Source organism: Amycolatopsis rifamycinica (assembly GCF_000695625.1).
In the GTDB taxonomy this organism is placed as follows: Bacteria; Actinomycetota; Actinomycetes; order Mycobacteriales; family Pseudonocardiaceae; genus Amycolatopsis; species Amycolatopsis rifamycinica.
Window position 1 is genome coordinate 126,290 of sequence record NZ_JMQI01000011.1, and the last position, 16,145, is coordinate 142,434.

General features: G+C 69.7%; 21 protein-coding genes. 5 read left to right on the plus strand and 16 right to left on the minus strand.

Annotation, left to right across the window (positions count from 1 at the left end; all coding sequences use genetic code 11):
* Positions 1–84: 84 nt before the first annotated feature.
* The 3 genes from DV20_RS05295 to DV20_RS05300 all read right to left on the minus strand — a co-directional run bounded on the left by DV20_RS05295 (position 85) and on the right by DV20_RS05300 (position 2,232).
* Positions 85–954: a S1 family peptidase gene (locus DV20_RS05295; protein WP_043776834.1), complete on the minus strand. Its 870-nt coding sequence runs from the start codon at positions 952–954 to the stop codon at positions 85–87.
* A 662-nt stretch (positions 955–1,616) separates the two neighbouring features.
* A complete protein-coding gene (locus DV20_RS43660) occupies positions 1,617–1,883 on the minus strand; it encodes a hypothetical protein (RefSeq protein ID WP_084093325.1) in 267 nt (88 codons plus the stop codon).
* Positions 1,873–2,232 (minus strand): hypothetical protein, encoded by a 360-nt coding sequence (locus DV20_RS05300; RefSeq protein WP_043776836.1) that lies wholly within the window; start codon positions 2,230–2,232, stop codon positions 1,873–1,875. The genes DV20_RS43660 and DV20_RS05300 overlap by 11 nt, the downstream gene beginning before the upstream one ends.
* Positions 2,233–2,540: 308 nt before the next feature.
* Here DV20_RS05300 and DV20_RS05305 point away from each other — a divergent pair, with 308 nt between their 5' ends.
* Positions 2,541–3,371 (plus strand): helix-turn-helix domain-containing protein, encoded by an 831-nt coding sequence (locus DV20_RS05305; protein WP_051735798.1) that lies wholly within the window; start codon positions 2,541–2,543, stop codon positions 3,369–3,371.
* 7 nt (positions 3,372–3,378) lie between these two features.
* On the plus strand, positions 3,379–3,588 hold the full coding sequence (locus tag DV20_RS05310; protein ID WP_043776843.1) for a DUF397 domain-containing protein: 210 nt from the start codon (positions 3,379–3,381) through the stop codon (positions 3,586–3,588).
* Positions 3,589–3,642: 54 nt separating this feature from the next.
* On the opposite strand, the gene nucS is transcribed toward DV20_RS05310, so the two are convergent.
* Positions 3,643–4,383 carry an endonuclease NucS gene (gene nucS / locus DV20_RS05315; protein ID WP_043776845.1) on the minus strand — a complete coding sequence of 247 codons (741 nt, stop codon included), beginning with the start codon at positions 4,381–4,383 and terminating at the stop codon, positions 3,643–3,645.
* 37 nt (positions 4,384–4,420) lie between these two features.
* On the opposite strand from nucS, the gene DV20_RS05320 reads away from it, so the two are divergent.
* Positions 4,421–4,966, plus strand: a complete 546-nt coding sequence (locus DV20_RS05320; protein ID WP_043776846.1) for an NUDIX domain-containing protein — start codon at positions 4,421–4,423, stop codon at positions 4,964–4,966.
* Here DV20_RS05320 and DV20_RS05325 read toward each other — a convergent pair.
* The 4 genes from DV20_RS05325 to DV20_RS05340 all read right to left on the minus strand — a co-directional run bounded on the left by DV20_RS05325 (position 4,938) and on the right by DV20_RS05340 (position 7,704).
* Positions 4,938–5,402: a DUF2867 domain-containing protein gene (locus DV20_RS05325; RefSeq protein WP_043776848.1), complete on the minus strand. Its 465-nt coding sequence runs from the start codon at positions 5,400–5,402 to the stop codon at positions 4,938–4,940. The genes DV20_RS05320 and DV20_RS05325 overlap by 29 nt on opposite strands.
* Positions 5,399–5,899: a TetR/AcrR family transcriptional regulator gene (locus tag DV20_RS05330; RefSeq protein WP_235190711.1), complete on the minus strand. Its 501-nt coding sequence runs from the start codon at positions 5,897–5,899 to the stop codon at positions 5,399–5,401. The genes DV20_RS05325 and DV20_RS05330 overlap by 4 nt, the downstream gene beginning before the upstream one ends.
* Positions 5,900–5,971: 72 nt before the next feature.
* Entirely contained in the window at positions 5,972–6,739 is a 768-nt protein-coding gene (locus DV20_RS05335) for an enoyl-CoA hydratase-related protein (RefSeq protein WP_043776851.1), read from the minus strand.
* On the minus strand, positions 6,721–7,704 hold the full coding sequence (locus DV20_RS05340; RefSeq protein ID WP_043776852.1) for a GlxA family transcriptional regulator: 984 nt from the start codon (positions 7,702–7,704) through the stop codon (positions 6,721–6,723). The genes DV20_RS05335 and DV20_RS05340 overlap by 19 nt, the downstream gene beginning before the upstream one ends.
* A 72-nt stretch (positions 7,705–7,776) precedes the next feature.
* Here DV20_RS05340 and DV20_RS05345 point away from each other — a divergent pair, with 72 nt between their 5' ends.
* Positions 7,777–8,319, plus strand: coding sequence for a cysteine hydrolase family protein (locus tag DV20_RS05345; protein ID WP_043776854.1), 543 nt, complete (start codon positions 7,777–7,779; stop codon positions 8,317–8,319).
* Here the strand turns inward: DV20_RS05345 and DV20_RS05350 are convergent.
* From DV20_RS05350 to DV20_RS05380, 7 genes are all read right to left on the minus strand, one after another.
* A complete protein-coding gene (locus tag DV20_RS05350) occupies positions 8,312–10,330 on the minus strand; it encodes a protein meaA (protein WP_084093327.1) in 2,019 nt (672 codons plus the stop codon). The genes DV20_RS05345 and DV20_RS05350 overlap by 8 nt on opposite strands.
* Positions 10,331–10,415: 85 nt before the next feature.
* Positions 10,416–10,943 (minus strand): hypothetical protein, encoded by a 528-nt coding sequence (locus DV20_RS05355; RefSeq protein WP_043776858.1) that lies wholly within the window; start codon positions 10,941–10,943, stop codon positions 10,416–10,418.
* Between the two features lie 60 nt (positions 10,944–11,003).
* Positions 11,004–11,525 (minus strand): YdbT family protein, encoded by a 522-nt coding sequence (locus tag DV20_RS05360; RefSeq protein ID WP_084093328.1) that lies wholly within the window; start codon positions 11,523–11,525, stop codon positions 11,004–11,006.
* A 98-nt stretch (positions 11,526–11,623) separates the two neighbouring features.
* Positions 11,624–12,250 carry a LysE family translocator gene (locus tag DV20_RS05365; protein WP_043776861.1) on the minus strand — a complete coding sequence of 209 codons (627 nt, stop codon included), beginning with the start codon at positions 12,248–12,250 and terminating at the stop codon, positions 11,624–11,626.
* A complete protein-coding gene (locus DV20_RS05370; RefSeq protein ID WP_043776863.1) occupies positions 12,250–12,876 on the minus strand; it encodes a LysE family translocator in 627 nt (208 codons plus the stop codon). Before DV20_RS05370 ends, DV20_RS05365 begins: the two co-directional genes overlap by 1 nt.
* A 54-nt stretch (positions 12,877–12,930) precedes the next feature.
* On the minus strand, positions 12,931–13,749 hold the full coding sequence (locus DV20_RS05375; RefSeq protein ID WP_043776865.1) for an NmrA family NAD(P)-binding protein: 819 nt from the start codon (positions 13,747–13,749) through the stop codon (positions 12,931–12,933).
* Positions 13,742–14,176, minus strand: a complete 435-nt coding sequence (locus DV20_RS05380; protein ID WP_268747395.1) for a nuclear transport factor 2 family protein — start codon at positions 14,174–14,176, stop codon at positions 13,742–13,744. Before DV20_RS05380 ends, DV20_RS05375 begins: the two co-directional genes overlap by 8 nt.
* 78 nt (positions 14,177–14,254) lie before the next feature.
* Here DV20_RS05380 and DV20_RS05385 point away from each other — a divergent pair, with 78 nt between their 5' ends.
* On the plus strand, positions 14,255–14,848 hold the full coding sequence (locus DV20_RS05385; RefSeq protein WP_043776868.1) for a TetR/AcrR family transcriptional regulator: 594 nt from the start codon (positions 14,255–14,257) through the stop codon (positions 14,846–14,848).
* Between the two features lies 1 nt (position 14,849).
* Here the strand turns inward: DV20_RS05385 and murA are convergent, their stop codons facing one another.
* Complete coding sequence (gene murA / locus DV20_RS05390; RefSeq protein WP_043776870.1) at positions 14,850–16,124, minus strand: UDP-N-acetylglucosamine 1-carboxyvinyltransferase; 1,275 nt, start codon at positions 16,122–16,124, stop codon at positions 14,850–14,852.
* Positions 16,125–16,145 lie beyond the last annotated feature (21 nt).

A 16,145-nucleotide genomic window follows, 5' to 3' on the forward strand; every position in this document is an offset into this window, starting at 1 on the left:
AGTACGTCTTATCCGTTACGCACACCAGAAAGACGAACACCCCTTGGCCTCCGCAGACGGCCAAGGGGTGTTCGTGGTTAAGGACTATGCGGCGGCGCTCACGCCGCGCGCTGTGTTGTAGATCCAGTCGCGGAAGTCCGGCTCGCTCGTGTAGATGGTGGGCGATTCGCCGGGCAACTCGGCCGCCGCACGGCTGCACGAGCCGACCAGCTGTGCCGTGCCGTCCCGGTTGAACTTCACCGCGGGGCCACCTGAGTCACCCGGGCCAGGGCCGTCCGTCTGGTGCGGGTTGTTCGTGCAGATCTCCCCAGCGGACTGGCCCGCTTCGGCACACTTGGCGGGCGGGAGCACCTTGGTGTCGAGCTGCTGGAGCTGGGTGGGCAGATCACCCGAGCAGTCCGGCAGGTCGCCGCCGAAGCCATAGATCCTGAGCCGGTCACCAGCTAGTGCCGCCCGACCAGCGAGCTGGATTGGCTGCATGTTGACGGGGTGGTCCAACTTGAGCATGGCGATGTCGTCGACGGGGGCGGTCATGCCCCAGTGCCAGTCCGGGTGCGCGACGATCTGCACCACGCTGGCCGTCTCCCCACCGTTCGTCCGGTCCTTCGAGCCCACGCGCACCTTGAACTGCTTGTCGGCGGTGGGGATCGGCTTACCCTGTTCGCACCCGGTCGAGTTGAAGCGCTTCGTCTTCAGGAGCGACGGCGGCATGTCCGTCACGCAGTGGGCGTTGGTGACCACCCAGTTGCGGAAGACGAGCGTCCCGCCGCAGGTGTGGTAGTTGGTCCGGTCGTACTTCGGAGCGTCGAATTGGAGCGACACCATCCACGACGTGTTACCCGTCGCCCCGGTGCCGCCGACGATGTCCGTGTGGACGTCGGCCGATGCGATGGATGCTGAAGGCAGGGTTGCTGCGACGGCCAAGGCGGACGCAGCGAGGACAGTCTTCTTCACTATCACTCTCTCTTGTGTGGGATTTCTTAGCCTCCGGCGGACAGCCGGAAGAGGAGCGCCCCTCTCAACCTGCCGCCGGTTGAGAGGGGCCGGACTCCAACGGAGAGCCGAGCGTGGATTGGTGGAGGCTTACCAATCCCTCAGGCCGTCTGCGATCCATTGGAGAAGTTCATTGTCGTGCGGGGGGCGTAGGTGATTCACGCGGATAAGGCGTCGGCGCCGGCCTGCGCTTAGGTAGGCCCGCTTCAGTTATCTCGGGCGCCGGGAGTGGTTCAGCCCATATCAACTTGCCTGTGGGTGTCGGCATACCGCCCCACCGCCGACTACACCCGTGTAGCGCCTCCAAAAGGGATGCTTCACCCTCGTAGCCGTCCTCGAGCTCTGGCGGGCATACGCTCGACGAGTCGTGTACCTCGATGATGACGAACCTCGCGAAGCCGAACAGGTTGATTCGGATAAGCGACAGCAGGTCTTGAGGAGCCTGTTCAAGCGCGTTCGTGACGAGCTGGTGAACGAGCACACTTGCGTTGTCGATCAGCTGCGGTGTCTGCCAGCGTTCAAGCGTCAGGACGATGAACGAATAAGCGGAGCTGAGAGCCGAGGGAGCAGTAGCAAGGAGAAGCGTGTCCCGCCTGCGTGGTCGGTCCATCTCAACGCGAGGCTCAGGAATCTGGATGGTCTGCTGAACCGGCGCTTGAAGTACCACAGTCATCTTGAACTTCTCCTTCAATAACCGAGCCCCGCTCAACCTCGCCGGTAGCACGCTGCTTGATGAAACCTGCAAGGTCGGTGAGTTTGGTCGCGAAAGCGATCTGGTCTTCTTTGCTGATTGAGCCGTCGAGAATCCCAGCGACGAACTCGCCCGTAAGCCGATTGACGTCGCCGAGCTGGCGAACGATCAGCATGTTGAGTTTGCGGTCATCGTTCATATGCGCTCAGGTCCAGTACTTCGGCGTTGGCCAAGCGGTAGACGCGCGCAATCATCTGTTCTTGCAAGAGTCGGTGCCGCGCAAAGTGGCGGAGGGTCGGCACGATGACGTAACGAGCCCCCTTTACTACCAGCTCTTCAATCATCTCGTCGAACACCGTGAGAGAGCCGCAGCTGAACTCATAGAAAAAATCCGAGAACGTCAGCCCTAAGTCGGTGGCGTATGCCCGCATGCGGATCTCCATCACCCGGACCTTTTCGTCCTCGATGTCACGAGGAACCTTCATGTAGCCGTAGGCCAGCTGACCAGTCCTCCCTTCAGCGATGAGCGGCCGATCGAGCAGCTCCATGACGTGCCCCTTGCTTACGTGCGTGGTCGTGGCGGGACCAGCCGGACAGCGGGCGTCGGATTCACGCCGTCCGGCCGGTCCCGGTGGCGGTAACGGTGCGGAGTTGGAGGACAGCGACCGGTACCGCATGCAAGGATGCCTCCGCATGGAGGCAAACGCACGCCTTGCGTTTACGCGGGTTGCAAACGCCCCCGGTTTGGAAGACCAGGTAGAGGACGGCCACACTTACGTGGCCCCGACCGAAGGGGTGAGGAAGGATCGACACCGTGGCACCGAGGAGGCAGACACCATCCGTCCGACTGCGTCGGATGGCTGCTGAGCTGCGCCGTCTTCGTGGAGCGGCCGATCTAAGCCGCGAACAGGTGAGCGAGCAGACCGGCATCAACGAGGCGACGCTCTACCGGATTGAAACGGCGAGGGCACGCCCGCAGAAGCGCACCATGATGGCGCTGCTCAACCTCTACGACGTCCAACCTGAGCAGCGTGACTACTTGATCAGCCTGCTCAAGGACGCGACGCAGCAGGGGTGGCTGAGGCCGTACCACTCCGAGCTGCCGGAGGAGTACACCGCCTACATCAGCTTCGAGAGCGAGGCGCAGGGCGTCCGCAACTACGAGTCGCTGTTCTTGCCGGGCCTGCTCCAGTCCGAGGCGTACGCCCGCGCAGTGATTCGTGGCGTTCTTCCCTCGGCGACCGATGACGAGGTCGAGGACCGTGTTCAGGCTCGGATTGAGCGGCAGGCCGTCCTCACCAAGGACAAGCCGCTCAAGTTCTGGGCGATCGTCGACGAGGCGGCACTGCGGCGGCTGGTTGGTGGCGCCGCCGTGATGGGCGAGCAGCTGAAGCACCTGAGCACCGTGGTGAAGTCGCCGAACATCACCTTCCAAGTGATCCCGTTTGGTGCCGGTGCTCATCCCGGCATGCCGGGTCAGTTCGTCCTGATGGACTTCGAGGATCCGATGGACACTGACCTCATCTACATCGACTCGATGGCTGGTGATCTCTTCCTAGAGTCGGACGCCGACATCACCCGGTATCGATCCATCTTCGACAACCTGGTGGCGGTGGCGCTCAGCCCTAACGATTCGGCATCACTCATCAAGGAGATTGCCAGCGAGCTGAAGGCGAAGGGAGGTTAGATCGATCATGACCGAGGTTGATCTGTCGGGTGCCATGTGGCGTAAGAGCTCACGGAGCAGCGGCAACGGCCAGTGCGTTGAAGTCGCGCACGTAGGCGAGTTGACCGCCGTGCGTGACTCCAAGAACCCGACGGGGCCGGTGTTGGTGTTCACCCCGGGCGAGTGGGACGCGTTCATCGGCGGCGTTGAAGACGGCGAGTTCCGGCGGCCGGCGTGACACGGAGGAGCCCGTCCTCGAAGGCGCGAGGACGGGCTCTTCGTCTGTTGGTCGCTAGAAGAGGCGCATCTCTTCGCTGGGGATGCCCCGAAGTTCGTCGTAATCAAGAACGACACACCGGATGCCCCGGTCCTCAGCCAGGGTGCGCGCCTGCGGCGCGATGGCCTGAGCAGCGAGAATGCCACCGACTGGTGCCAAGAGCGGATCACGGTTGAGGAGTTCCAGGTACCGCGTGAGCTGCTCTACGGCGTCGATCGTGGCGCGACGCTTCACCTCCACGGCCCAGTGGCGGGCACGTGAGGTATCGGCGGGTAGAGCGCTTATGGCACCGTCGATTTCGCCGCGGCGCTTGATCTCGACCGCCACCGAACGGCCTTCGGCGTCGCGGGCCATGATGTCGACCGGGCCGATCGCCGTCGGGAATTCGCGGCGGACCAGCGTGTAGCCGTCGCCGAGGGTCTTGATGTGCTCGGCCAGCAGTTCCTGCAGGTGCGCTTCGACGCCGTCCTTCTGCAGGCCCGGTTCGGCGCCCAGGGCCTGGGCGTAGTCGTGGAAGATCTCGTCGATCGAGATCACCAGCTTCTCGCCCTGCTTGTTTTCGACGATCCAGAGCTTGCCGTCCTCGATCAGCCAGCAGGGCGGGCTCATCCAGTTCAACGGCTTGTACGCACGGTCGTCGGAGTGCACCGACACCGAGCCGTCGGACTTGACGAGCAGCAGGCGGGTGGCCATCGGCAGGTGGGCGGTGAGCCGGCCGGCGTAGTCGACCTGGCACCGCGCGATCACGAGACGCACCCGAGGAGGGTAGGACAGGGTCGGTGATACTGGGCGCGTGGACCCCATTCAGCGTGTCGCGTCCCGCGAGGTGTACCGGAACAACTGGATGACGGTGCGGGAGGACGATATCCGCCGCACCGACGGCTCGCCGGGCATCTACGGCGTGATCGACAAACCGGACTACGCGCTCGTCATCGCCCAGGACGGCGACCGGTTCCGGCTGGTCGAGCAGTTCCGCTACCCGCTCGGCGAGCGCCGCTGGGAGTTCCCGCAGGGCACCGCGCCCGACCTGGCCGACGTGCCGCCGGCCGAGCTCGCCGTGCGGGAACTGCGCGAGGAGACCGGGTTGCGGGCCGGCTCGATGGTTCCGCTCGGCAAGCTCGACGTCGCCGCCGGCATGAGCAGCCAGCGCGGCTGGGTGTTCCTCGCCACGGACATCGCCGAGGGCGAGCCGGAGCGCGAGCACGAGGAGCAGGACATGCGCAGCGCGTGGTTCGCGCGGGCGGACGTCGAGAAGATGATCCTCGCGGGCGACATCACCGACGCGCAGTCGATCGCCGCCTGGGCGCAGCTCATGCTCTTCGAGCGGCACCGGCCTTGAGTATCCCGCGGATCACCAGGTGGTGGAACGGCTTGATCAGCGCGAAGTAGGCCGGGCCGACGCGATTGTGGAAGTGCACGATCGTGCCGAGGCGGAAGCCACGGGGCAGCGCCTCGACCGTCAGGTACCCGGTCAGGTGGCTGTCGTCGACCCCCGCGACGAGGTAGCGCTCCGGGTCGCCGGCGCGCACGGTGAAGAACGCCAAGCGGTCACCGGGCGCGAAACCGACGTCCTCCGGCCGGAGGCGGCCGGTGCGCGGCACCGAGGCGGTGTCCAGCCGCAGTGCCTTGGCGAGCAGGTAGCGGACGCCGAACAGGGCCTTCACCCAGGCCGGTGACCAGCCGAAGACACCCGCGACGAACTCGCGGAGGCTGTTCTCGCTCTCGATTTCCTTGAATTCGACGTAATCGGCGCCGTCGAGGTAGGGCCCGGTCATTTCCTTCTCCCCAGTACGAGTTCCAACGCGCTCTTCAGCCGCCGCCCGGACAGCGGCGGCACGACCTGGCCGGCGCCGACGACGACGAGGTACAGCGCCTGAGCGAGGTCGGCGTCGCCGCTGATCTCGGTCAGGTAGGCCACGCGGGTCCGGTCCACGCGCTCCTGGACAGCTCTCGCTTCGGCGTCCTGCGACGCCCACGCCCGGACGGCGATCTCCAGCTCGGGTCCGGGTCCCGGCGCGAGAACGAGCTCGAGCAGGGCGCCCAGCCGGTCCTCCTCCGCCGCTTCGGCCTGCTCCACGAACCGCGTGGTGCGTTCGGCCTCGAAGTGCTCCAGCAGCGCGGTGCGGTAGCCGCTCATGCCCTTGAAGTGGTGGTAGAAGGAGCCCTTGGACAGTCCGAGCCGCTCGGTCAGCCGCTCGATCGTCACCGACGGCGCGCCCTGCTCCGCCAGCAGCACCAACCCCGCGTCCAGCCAGTCCCGTTTGCCCGCCATGTCCATACCATACCGTATGGTATGGACTCCGGACCGCGAAAAGGGCACTTTCACGTGAAAGTGCCCCTCGGGTCAGTCGGGCCAGGAGGGTTTGCGCTTCTCCAGGAACGCCGCCATGCCTTCGCGGGCGCCGGGCAGCTGGGCCGCCGCGGCCATGACCTCCAGGGCGATCGCGTACGCGTCGGCCTCGGGCCGGTCGAGCTGGGCGTAGAGCGTCACCTTGCCCATCGACTTGCTGGCGCGGCTGCCGCGCGTCGCCCGCGACAGCAGGTCCCCGACGGCGTCGTCGAGCTGGTCGCCGGGCACGACCCGGTTGACCAGGCCCCAGTCGAGCGCCGTCGCCGCGTCGATGACGTCGCCGGTCAGCGCCAGCTCCATCAGCCGCTTGCGGCCGATCGAGCGGGCCACCGGCACCGCCGGCGTGTGGCAGAACCAGCCGCCCTTGCCGCCCGGCAACGCGAAACCCGCCGACTCGGCGGCCACGGCCAGGTCGCACGACGCCACGAGCTGACAGCCCGCCGCGGTGGCCAGGCCGTGCACCCGCGCGATGACGACCTGCGGGATCGACTGCATCGTCTTCATCAGGTCCGTGCACAACGTCAGCAGCTCGCGGACGCCCACCAGGTCACGAGCGGCGACGTCGGCGAAGTCGTGCCCGGCGGAGAACACCGGCCCCGCGCCGGCCAGCACGATGCCGGTCGCGTCGGACGCCCCCGCCGCGCGGAACGCGGCGAGCAGCTCGGCGAGGTGGTCCGCGGACAGCGAGTTGCGCCGCGCCGGCCGGTTCATGGTGATCGTGACGGTGTCGCCGTCCCGGCTCATCAGCAGGTGCTCGTACATTCCCCGACGGTAGCCCCTCCGGACCGGAATGTGCGCCGGTAGCTGTCCGGGCCGACGCCGACCTCGGCGCGCATCCGGCGCCGCAGGTTGGCCGCCGTGCCCAGCCCGGACCGCTCGGCGACCCGCTCGACCGGCAGCGACGTCGTCTCCAGCAGCTGCCGCGCGTACCGGACGCGCTGGACGCGCAGCCAGCGTCCCGGGGTCACGCCGGTCGCCGCGGCGAACTCGCGGTGGAACGTCCGTTCGCTCATCCGCGCGTGCCCGGCCAGGTCCTCGACGCCGATCCCGGCGCCGAGCCTGGCCAGCGCCCAGTCCATTGTGGACGTCAGGCCGGGCTGGGCCGACGGCGGCGGCAGCGGGTTGTCGACGTACTGCCGTTGCCCGCCCTCGCGCGCCGGCGGCATCACCAGCCGGCGGGCCAGCGCGGCGGCGACGTCGGCGCCGTGGTCGCGCCGGACCAGGTGCAGGCAGAGGTCGAGGCCGCCGACGACGCCCGCGGACGTCAGGACCCCGCCGTCCTCGGTGTAGAGCACGTCGCGCCGCAACTCCGCTCGCGGCGCGACGCGGGCGAGGGCGTCGAAGTCGCGCCAGTGCGTGGTCGCCGGGCGGCCGTCGAGCAGGCCGGCGGCGGCGAGCGTGAACGCGCCGGAGCACAACCCGGCGACGGTCGCCCCGGCCCGGTGCGCACGGCGCAGCGCCGCGGCAGCGGACGGCGGCACCGGCGCGAGGGGGTCGTCGCGGCCCGGCGCCAGCACGAGGTCGCAGCCGTCGAGCCCGGTGAGCCCGTGCGTGGCCGCGACGTCGCCGAACGGCGACACGGGCGTCCGCACCCGGCCCGGGCCGCACAGCCGCACGGTGAACGGCCCGATCCCGCTGTCGGTCCGGTCCTGGCCCCAGACCTCGCCGATCACCGCGAGGTCGAACATCCGGGTGCCGGGCAGGAGGAGGACGCCGATCGTGCGCATGGCAGGAAAGTACCGCATCGCGCCTCTTCTGCCACTCCCCCGCGACGGCGGGAGCAGGCGAAACTCGACGGCATGACCGAAACGGCACTCATCCTGATCGACGTCCAGCGCGGGTTCGACGACGCGGAGTTCTGGGGCCCGCGCAACAACCCGGGCGCCGAGGCGAACATGAAGGCCCTGCTCGACGCGTGGCAGGAGCGGCGGCTGCCCGTCGTGCTCGTGCACCACGACTCCGTCAAGCCGGACTCGCCGCTGCGGCCGGGGCAGCCGGGCAACGACTTCAAGCCCGAACTCGACGGCGCCCGCCCGGACCTGGTCTTCGGCAAGCAGGTCAACTCGGCGTTCATCGGCGACGTCGACCTCGACGCGTGGCTGCGCAAGCGCGGCATCACGAGCTTCGTCCTGGCCGGCATCCAGACGAACTTCTGCTGCGAGACCACCGCGCGGATGGGCGGGAACCTCGGCTACGACGTCACTTTCGCCCTCGACGCCACGTTCACGTTCGACCTCCCGGAGGTGACCGCGGACGAGCTGTACCGCGTCACGGCGGCGAACCTGGCGAACCAGTTCGCCACCGTGAAGTCCACGAAGGACATCCTGGCGGAGCTCAGCTGAGGCCGTGCCGCTCGCGGATCAGGCTGACGATGCCGTCCATGATCCCGGTGAGCTCGTAGTCCTTCGGCGTGAACACCCGGGCGATGCCGCGTTCGGCCAGGAGCGCGGCGTCGTCCGGCGGGATGATGCCGCCGACGATCACCGGCACGTCACCGGCGCCGGCGGCGCGCAGGCCGTCGACGACGTGCGGGACGACCTCGAGGTGCGAACCGGACAGCACGGACAGCCCGACGACGTGCACGCCTTCCTGCACCGCGGCCGCGACGATCTGCTCGGGTGTCAGCCGGATGCCCTGGTAGACGACCTCGAAGCCGACGTCGCGCGCCCGGACGGCGACCTGCTCGGCGCCGTTGGAGTGCCCGTCGAGGCCCGGCTTGCCGACCAGGATCCGCAGCCGTTCGCCCAGCTCGGCCTCGGTTTCCCGGACCCGCGTGCGCACCCGCTCCAGCTCGGGGTCGCCCGTGCCGGCGACCGCGGCGGCGGAAACGCCGGTGGGCGCCCGGTATTCGCCGAACACCTCGCGCAGCGCGCCGGCCCACTCGCCGGTGGTCACGCCGGCCCGCGCGCAGTCCACAGTGGCCTCGAAGAGGTTTTCCGTGGTCCGCGCGCGTTCCTTCAGCGTCGCCAGCGACCGCTCGACGGCGTCGTTGTCCCGCTGGGACCGCCATTCCTCGATGGCCGTGACGGCGGCCTTCTCGACGGCGGGGTCGATCGTCTCGATCGCCTTCGCGCCTTCGGCCTGCAGGGGCGACGGTTCGGTCGTCCCGAACTTGTTGACGCCGACCAGGATCCGTTCGCCGTTCTCCATCGCGCGGCGGTATTCGGCCAGTGAGGCGACCAGCTGCGACTTCATGTAGCCGCTCTCGACCGCGGCGACCGCGCCGCCGAGGTCCTGCACGCGGGCGATCTCCTCGCGGGCGCCGGCCATGATTTCGTCGACCTTCGCCTGGATGACGTGCGAGCCGTCGAAGATGTCCTCGTACTCCAGCAGGTCCGTCTCGAACGCGAGCACCTGCTGCATCCGCAGCGCCCACTGCTGGTCCCACGGGCGCGGCAGGCCGAGGGCCTCGTTCCACGCGGGCAGCTGGATCGCGCGGGCGCGGGCGCCGCGGGAGAGCGACACCGCGAGCATCTCGAGCACGATCCGCTGGACGTTGTTCTCCGGCTGGGCCTCGGTCAGCCCGAGCGAGTTGACCTGCACGCCGTAGCGCAGGCGGCGGGCCTTGGGATCGGTGACGCCGTAGCGATCCCGCGTGAGTTCGTCCCAGAGCGCGGTGAACGCGCGCATCTTGGACATCTCCTCGACGAACCGGACGCCGGCGTTGACGAAGAAGGAGATCCGCGCGACGACCTTCGCCATGTCGGCCTCGTCGACCTGCCCCGAGTCGCGGACGGCGTCGAGCACGGCGATCGCGGTGCACAGCGCGTACGCGACTTCCTGCGTCGGCGTCGCGCCGGCTTCCTGCAGGTGGTAGCTGCAGATGTTGATCGGGTTCCACTTGGGGACGTGGTGCACGGTCCAGGCGATCACGTCGGTGATCAGCCGCAGGCTCGGCCCGGGCGGGAAGATGTAGGTCCCGCGGGAGAGGTACTCCTTGATGATGTCGTTCTGCGTGGTGCCGGCGAGCTTCGCGAGGACCTCGCCGACGTCGCGCCCCTCCGCTTCGGCCTGCTCGCGGGCCACGGAGACGTACAGCGCGAGCAGCCACATGGCCGGCGCGTTGATGGTCATCGACGTGTTGGCTTCGGCGAGCGGGATGCCGTCGAAGAGCTGCCGCATGTCGCCGATGTGCGACACCGGGACGCCGACCTTGCCGACCTCGCCGCGGGCGAGCTGGTGGTCCGGGTCGTAGCCGGTCTGGGTGGGCAGGTCGAACGCCACCGAGAGCCCGGTCTGCCCCTTCGCGAGGTTGCGCCGGTAGAGCTCGTTCGACGCGGTCGCCGAGGAGTGCCCGGCGTAGGTGCGCATCACCCAGGGGCGGTCTCGTTCGCGGTCCGTTGGGTACGGCACGGGGCACCTCCGGCGGTGGACGTTTCGTCGAGTGTACCGGCCGGTAACTTACGGGGGCAGTGCCATCGGACACGTCCGGGTGACGTCAGTCCGCGCCCTGCTCCCGCACGATCAGCTCGCGGAGCCCGTCGGCGTCCGGCACGGCGAACATCTCGATCGGGGCCGGCTGGTGCCGCTTCGGCACCGCGTAGCCGAACACGTGCACGGACGCGTCCAGCCTCGTGAAGGTGAGCGTGCCGATCCCGTTCCGGCCGCGCCGGACGACCGGGAGCTCCAGGTTTTCCAGGTACTCGTACGCGCGGGTGCGGCCCGAGACGGAGTCGGCCACCACGACCCGCTGGTCGGTCACCGCGTACACCGCGTGGCGCGTCGTCCGGAGCCGCCACAACACCGGCCCCACCACGATGGCGAGCCCCACGGCCGCCACGACCACGAGCGGAACCGGGACCACGCCGCCCGTGACCGGCAGCCCGATGGCGACGGCGAGCCCCGACACCATGACCGCGCCGAAGACGATGCGGTACCACTCGAGCCCCGTCGGGGTGACCCGCCGCGGCCGTCCCGACCACAGCAGCCGTTCCCCCGGCTCGAGGGCGATGATCGGCTCGTCCACGGCGACCTCCCCGGCGTTCTTGCCGGGGTGACGCTCCGAGGAGGGCCGCGGGTTGCCCGGTCAGGCGGCCGAACTGCCCGCTTCCGGCGGGGCCTGGCGGGCCTTGGCCTCGTCGATGGCCTTGGTGAGCAGGTCGCGGACGCGCTTGGGCTCGCCGACGCCCATCAGCGTCACCGCGCCCGATCCGCCGAAGGTGATGGTCCCGGTGCGGGAGGGTCCTGGCTTGAGCACCGGCTCCGACAGACCGGCCAGCTCGCTGGAGCGCTCCTTCTGCCGGAACAGGCCCGAGCGCGCGATGATCCGGCTGTCCGTCACCGCGTAGGTCGTGCGCCCGAGGGCGAGGTAGCGGACGATCGACCGGCCGGCCGCGCCGTAGAGGCCGAGCACCAGCGCCACCACCGTCAGGGCCATCGTGGGACCGCTCGGCTGCTTCGTGAGCAGGAACCAGAGCGCGGCGGCGGCGAGGACGAGCCCGGCCGGGGCGATGACCCCGTCCGCGGCCACGTAGAGCGGGCGCTGGACCGGCTCCCCCGCCCAGAGCACGCGTTCACCGGGCAGAAGATCGATTTCGCCTGCTGACATGGCCGAACACTACTCCGCCGGAGTGCCTCCCGCCGAGTCTCGCGTGCGCTCGTGCACCTTCTGTGCCCGGTCGATCGCGTGGTCACGGGCGAAAGCCGTCAGCCCTCCAGTGCGAGCGCCGCTCCGAAGCCCACCAGTGCCGTGCCCGTCGCGCCGTCCATCACCCGGCGCACCTTCCGCTGTCCCAGCCAGCCCCGCACCCGGTGCACGAACAACAGCAGCAGCACCTGCCACACCACGCCCAGGGCCGCCACCGTGTACGCCAGCAGCAGGGCGTCGGCCTGGTCCGTCACGCCCGGTGTCAGGAACTGCGGCAGCACCGACAGGTACAGCACGATGACCTTCGGGTTGGTGACGTTGGACAGGAACCCTTCGCGGAACCGCCGTCCGCGGGAGGCGCGGGCCTTCCGGACGTCGTCGAGGGCTTCGTAGTCGCCGCGCCACGCGCCGCGCAAGGCCTGGATGCCCAGGAAGACCAGGTACGCCGCGCCGAGCCACTTCACCGTCTCGAACACCGGGCGGTACCGGGTGATCACCGCGCCCAGGCCGAGCGCGGCCGCCGTGCCCTGCAGGAAGTTCGCCACCGTGATGCCCGCGCACGCCCAGCCGCCGCCGCGGGCGCCACCGGTCAGGGCGTTCTTCAGCACCACCATCGTGTCCGGGCCCGGCATCATCGCCAGGAACGCCATCATCCCGGCGAAACCGGCGTACGTGCTCCAGCTCATCAGGACTCCAGGGCGAGGGCGGCGCCGAAGCCGAGCAGCGCGGTGCCGGTGACGCCGTCCAGCGTGCGGCGCACCCGGCGGCGCTCGAGCCAGGCCCGCACGCGGTGCACGAACACCAGCAGCACGAGCAGCCACAGGACGCCGAGCACGGCGACGGTGTAGGCCAGCGCGAGCGCGTCCCCCGTCGTCGTGCGCGCCGGGTCGAGGAACTGCGGCAGCACCGACAGGTACAGCACCAGCACCTTCGGGTTGGTGATGTTGGACAGGAAGCCCTCGCGGAACCGCCGGAAGCCGCCGCCCCGGCGCCGCTGGACCTCCCCGACCGCGGGGTAGTCGCCGCGGAAGGCGCCGCGCAGCGCCTGGACGCCGAGGTACCCGAGGTAGGCCGCGCCGGCCCACTTGAGCGCGACGAACACCGGCTGCGACCGGGCGATGAGGACGCCGAGCCCCAGCGCCGCGGCGCTGCCCTGCACGACGTTGCCGGCGAAGATGCCGAGCGACGCGAGCAGGCCGCCCCGGAACCCACCGGACAACGCGTTCTTGAGCATGACCATCGTGTCCGGCCCCGGCGCGAGGACGATCAGCACCACGATGACCAGGTAACTGCCGTACGAACTCCACGTCACGGCTGCCCACGCTAATCCACCGCGACCGGCCCGGTCTCGCGGATTTCGGTCACGTCACCGGAGTTCCTCCCGCACGAAGGTCTCGAACGCACGGGCCGGCCGCCCGGTGACCTGCTCGACGACCGGGGTGACGCGGTCTTCGGCACCGCCCCGGATGTCCTCGTCGAGGGCGGCCAGCACGCGGGCGAACCCGGCGGGGATCCCCGACGCCGCCACGCGTTCGGCGAACTCCGCCGTGCCGACCGGGCGGTGCCGCACCGGGCGTCCGAGGTGCGCGGACACGATCGCGGCCGCCTCGGCGTAGCTCAGCGCGGCCGGGCCGGTCAGGACGTGTTCGGTGTTGTGCGGGGCCGGATCGGTCAATGCGCGGACAGCGACCGCCGCGATGTCGCCGGCGTCGACGAACGCGACCCGCGCGTCGCCGGTGGCCGTGACGATCTCGCCGTCCCGCACCCCCTGGGCGACCAGGTGCTCGCCGGTGAAGTTCTGCATGAACCAGGACGGCTTCAGCACCGCCCACTCCGGCGCCGTGCGCACCAGCCGCTGCAGGTCGCCGAGGCCCGGGGTGTCGCCGGTGACGGCCGACGAGCTGAGCAGGACGACCCGCCGGACGCCCGCGTCGAGGGCGTCGGTCAAGAACGGCCGCACCAGCCGCACGGGGTCGACCTCGCCGATGGGAGGCAAGAGGTACACCGCCGAAACCCCGCTCAGCGCGCCGGCGTGGGTGGCGCGGTCGGTCCAGTCGAACCGGACTTCGCCCGGTCGGCCCGGTTTGCGGGTGGCGGCCCGCGCCGGGACGCCGTTCGCGCGCAGGCCCGCGACGACCCGGCGGCCGGTCGTGCCGGTGCCGCCGAGGACCAGGACGTCAGCCACCGAAGGCCGCCGTCAGCTCTTCGACGCCGCCGAGGATCTCCGCCGCGGCGAGCGGGCTCCAGTAGTCGCGGTAGTGGCGGATCTCGCCGTCCTCGACGGTGATCACCGCGATGTACGACAGCTCGTACGGCTTCTGCGTGGCCACCACGACCCCGGCGACGGTGAACTCGCCGACGACCACGGCCGGGTCGGTCGTTTCGTGCACGGTCTTCGCCGTGATTTCGCGGATGTCCAGCAGGTTCGGGTAGTCGCGCAGGTACTCGCGGATCGCCTCGCGCCCCTCGACGCGCCGGGGGTAACCGGGCGCGGCGAAGGGGAATTCGAGGACGCCGTCCTCGGCCCAGAGCCCGGCGAACCCCGCCATGTCGTGCTTCAGCAGCAACTCCAGCGCGTGCTCGACGAAGTCGCGCATCGCAGCCTCCTTCAACGTTCGGACGGGACGGTACCGTCCCGACGTCAGAGTAGACGGGACGGTACCGTTCCGTCCACCCGCTAGACTGCCTCCATGGCACGCACCCCGACCGGCGCCGCGGTCCTCCAGCCCGAGGTCACGCAGGCCATCACCGACGCCGTCCTCCGGGAACTGGCCGATCAGGGATACGGCCGGCTGTCGATGGAGGCGGTGGCGAAACGCGCCGGGGTCGGCAAGAGCGCGCTCTACCGGCGCTGGCGGTCGAAGGAAGAGATGATCGCCGCGGTGGTCACGGAATTCAGCGTGACCCGCGCGACCGTGGCCGACACCGGATCACTGCGCGGCGATCTGCGCGAAACGATGCAGGCCCTGATCGACTGGCTGACCCACCCGCTGTTCTCGCGGATCCTGCCGGACCTCGTCGCGGAGGACGCGCGAAACCCGGAGCGCAACCGCACCGTGCGCGAGCAGGTCGGCCGATCGCGGCGCGAGGTCGGCGAAGTGATGCTGCGCCGGGCCGTCGCGCGCGGCGAGCTGCCCGGAGACCTCGACCTGGAGATGGCCCTGGACGTGCTGGCCGCGCCGATCTACTGGCGCCTGATCGTCCGGCAGGCACCCGCCGAGCCGGACTACGTGGACCGGCTCGTCGAGTACGCCCTGCGCGCACTGGGCGCGCAGGGCGGCTGAGTCACTTCCGCTCGGGTTCGCCGGTGACGCGCTTGATGTTCGCGCCCAGGCGGTTCAGGTTCTCGACGAAGTGCGGGTAGCCCCGGTCGATGTGGAAGACGTCCCAGACCTCGGTGACGCCGTCCGCGCACAGGCCCGCGAGCACCAGCCCCGCGCCCGCGCGGATGTCCGACGCCCAGACCGGCGCGCTCGAGAGCCTCTCGACGCCGCGGACCACCGCGTGGTGGCCGTCCGTGCGGGCGTCGCCCGACAACCGGACCATCTCCTCGATGAACCGGAAGCGCGCCTCGTAGACGTTCTCCGTGATCATCGACGTGCCTTCCGACACCGCCGACAGCGCCACCGCGAACGGCTGCAGGTCGGTCGCGAAGCCGGGGTACGGCAGCGTCACCCAGTCGACCGCCTTCGGGCGCTCCGGCTGGACCACGCGGAAACCCTTGTCGCCGAATGTTTCGACGTCCGCGCCGGCCAGCTGCAGCTTGTTCAGGACCAGGTCGAGGTGGTGCGGGTTGACCCCGCGCACGGTGATGTCGCCGCGGGTCATCGAGGCGGCGAACGCCCAGGTCGCGCCCACGATCCGGTCGCCGATCACGCTGTGCGTGGTCGGGTGCAGCTGCTCCACGCCGTGCACGGTCAGCGTCGACGTCCCGGCGCCTTCGATCTTCGCGCCCATCTCGGTCAGCATCGTGCAGATGTCGACGATCTCCGGCTCGCGCGCGCAGTTGTCGATGACCGTGGTGCCCTCGGCCAGCACGGCCGCCATCAGGATGTTCTCGGTCGCGCCGACGCTCGGGAAGTCCAGCCAGATCTGCGCGCCGACCAGCGTCTCGGCCTTCGCGACGACGCAGCCGTGCTCGATCGTGCTCGTCGCGCCCAGCTTGCGCAGGCCGTTCTGGTGCATGTCCAGCGGCCGCGAACCGATCGCGTCCCCGCCCGGCAACGCCACGACGGCCTGCTTCAGCCGGCCGACCAGCGGCCCCAGCACGCAGACGGACGCGCGCAGCTTGCCCATCGCCGCCGAGTCCGCGCGGTGCGACAGCTCGGCCGGCGTCGTGATGGTGGCCGTGTCGCCCTCGATGACGACCTCGCAGCCGACGCTCCGCAGCACGTCGCCCATCAGCGGGACGTCGAGGATCTGCGGGCAGTTCGTGATGGTCGTGGTGCCCTCGGCCAGCAGGGCCGCGGCCATCAGCTTCAGCACGCTGTTCTTGGCGCCGACCACGTCGACCTCGCCGACCAGCCGGGCTCCGCCATGCACGTCGAAGTGCTCGCTCATGGCCGCCAATCATGCCCTCTC

Bases quoted from the DNA above. Each gene is read 5' to 3' on its own strand.
- DV20_RS05385 (WP_043776868.1), top strand. From the start codon at position 14,255: ATGGCACGCACCCCGACCGGCGCCGCGGTCCTCCAGCCCGAGGTCACG.
- DV20_RS05345 (WP_043776854.1), top strand. From the start codon at position 7,777: ATGACCGAAACGGCACTCATCCTGATCGACGTCCAGCGCGGGTTCGAC.
- DV20_RS05300 (WP_043776836.1), bottom strand. From the start codon at position 2,232: ATGGAGCTGCTCGATCGGCCGCTCATCGCTGAAGGGAGGACTGGTCAG.
- DV20_RS05330 (WP_235190711.1), bottom strand. From the start codon at position 5,899: ATGGCGGGCAAACGGGACTGGCTGGACGCGGGGTTGGTGCTGCTGGCG.
- DV20_RS05365 (WP_043776861.1), bottom strand. From the start codon at position 12,250: ATGAGCTGGAGCACGTACGCCGGTTTCGCCGGGATGATGGCGTTCCTG.
- DV20_RS05335 (WP_043776851.1), bottom strand. From the start codon at position 6,739: ATGTACGAGCACCTGCTGATGAGCCGGGACGGCGACACCGTCACGATC.
- DV20_RS05360 (WP_084093328.1), bottom strand. From the start codon at position 11,525: ATGTCAGCAGGCGAAATCGATCTTCTGCCCGGTGAACGCGTGCTCTGG.
- DV20_RS05340 (WP_043776852.1), bottom strand. From the start codon at position 7,704: ATGCGCACGATCGGCGTCCTCCTCCTGCCCGGCACCCGGATGTTCGAC.
- DV20_RS05305 (WP_051735798.1), top strand. From the start codon at position 2,541: ATGGCTGCTGAGCTGCGCCGTCTTCGTGGAGCGGCCGATCTAAGCCGC.
- murA (WP_043776870.1), bottom strand. From the start codon at position 16,124: ATGAGCGAGCACTTCGACGTGCATGGCGGAGCCCGGCTGGTCGGCGAG.
- DV20_RS43660 (WP_084093325.1), bottom strand. From the start codon at position 1,883: ATGAACGATGACCGCAAACTCAACATGCTGATCGTTCGCCAGCTCGGC.
- DV20_RS05325 (WP_043776848.1), bottom strand. From the start codon at position 5,402: ATGACCGGGCCCTACCTCGACGGCGCCGATTACGTCGAATTCAAGGAA.
- DV20_RS05310 (WP_043776843.1), top strand. From the start codon at position 3,379: ATGACCGAGGTTGATCTGTCGGGTGCCATGTGGCGTAAGAGCTCACGG.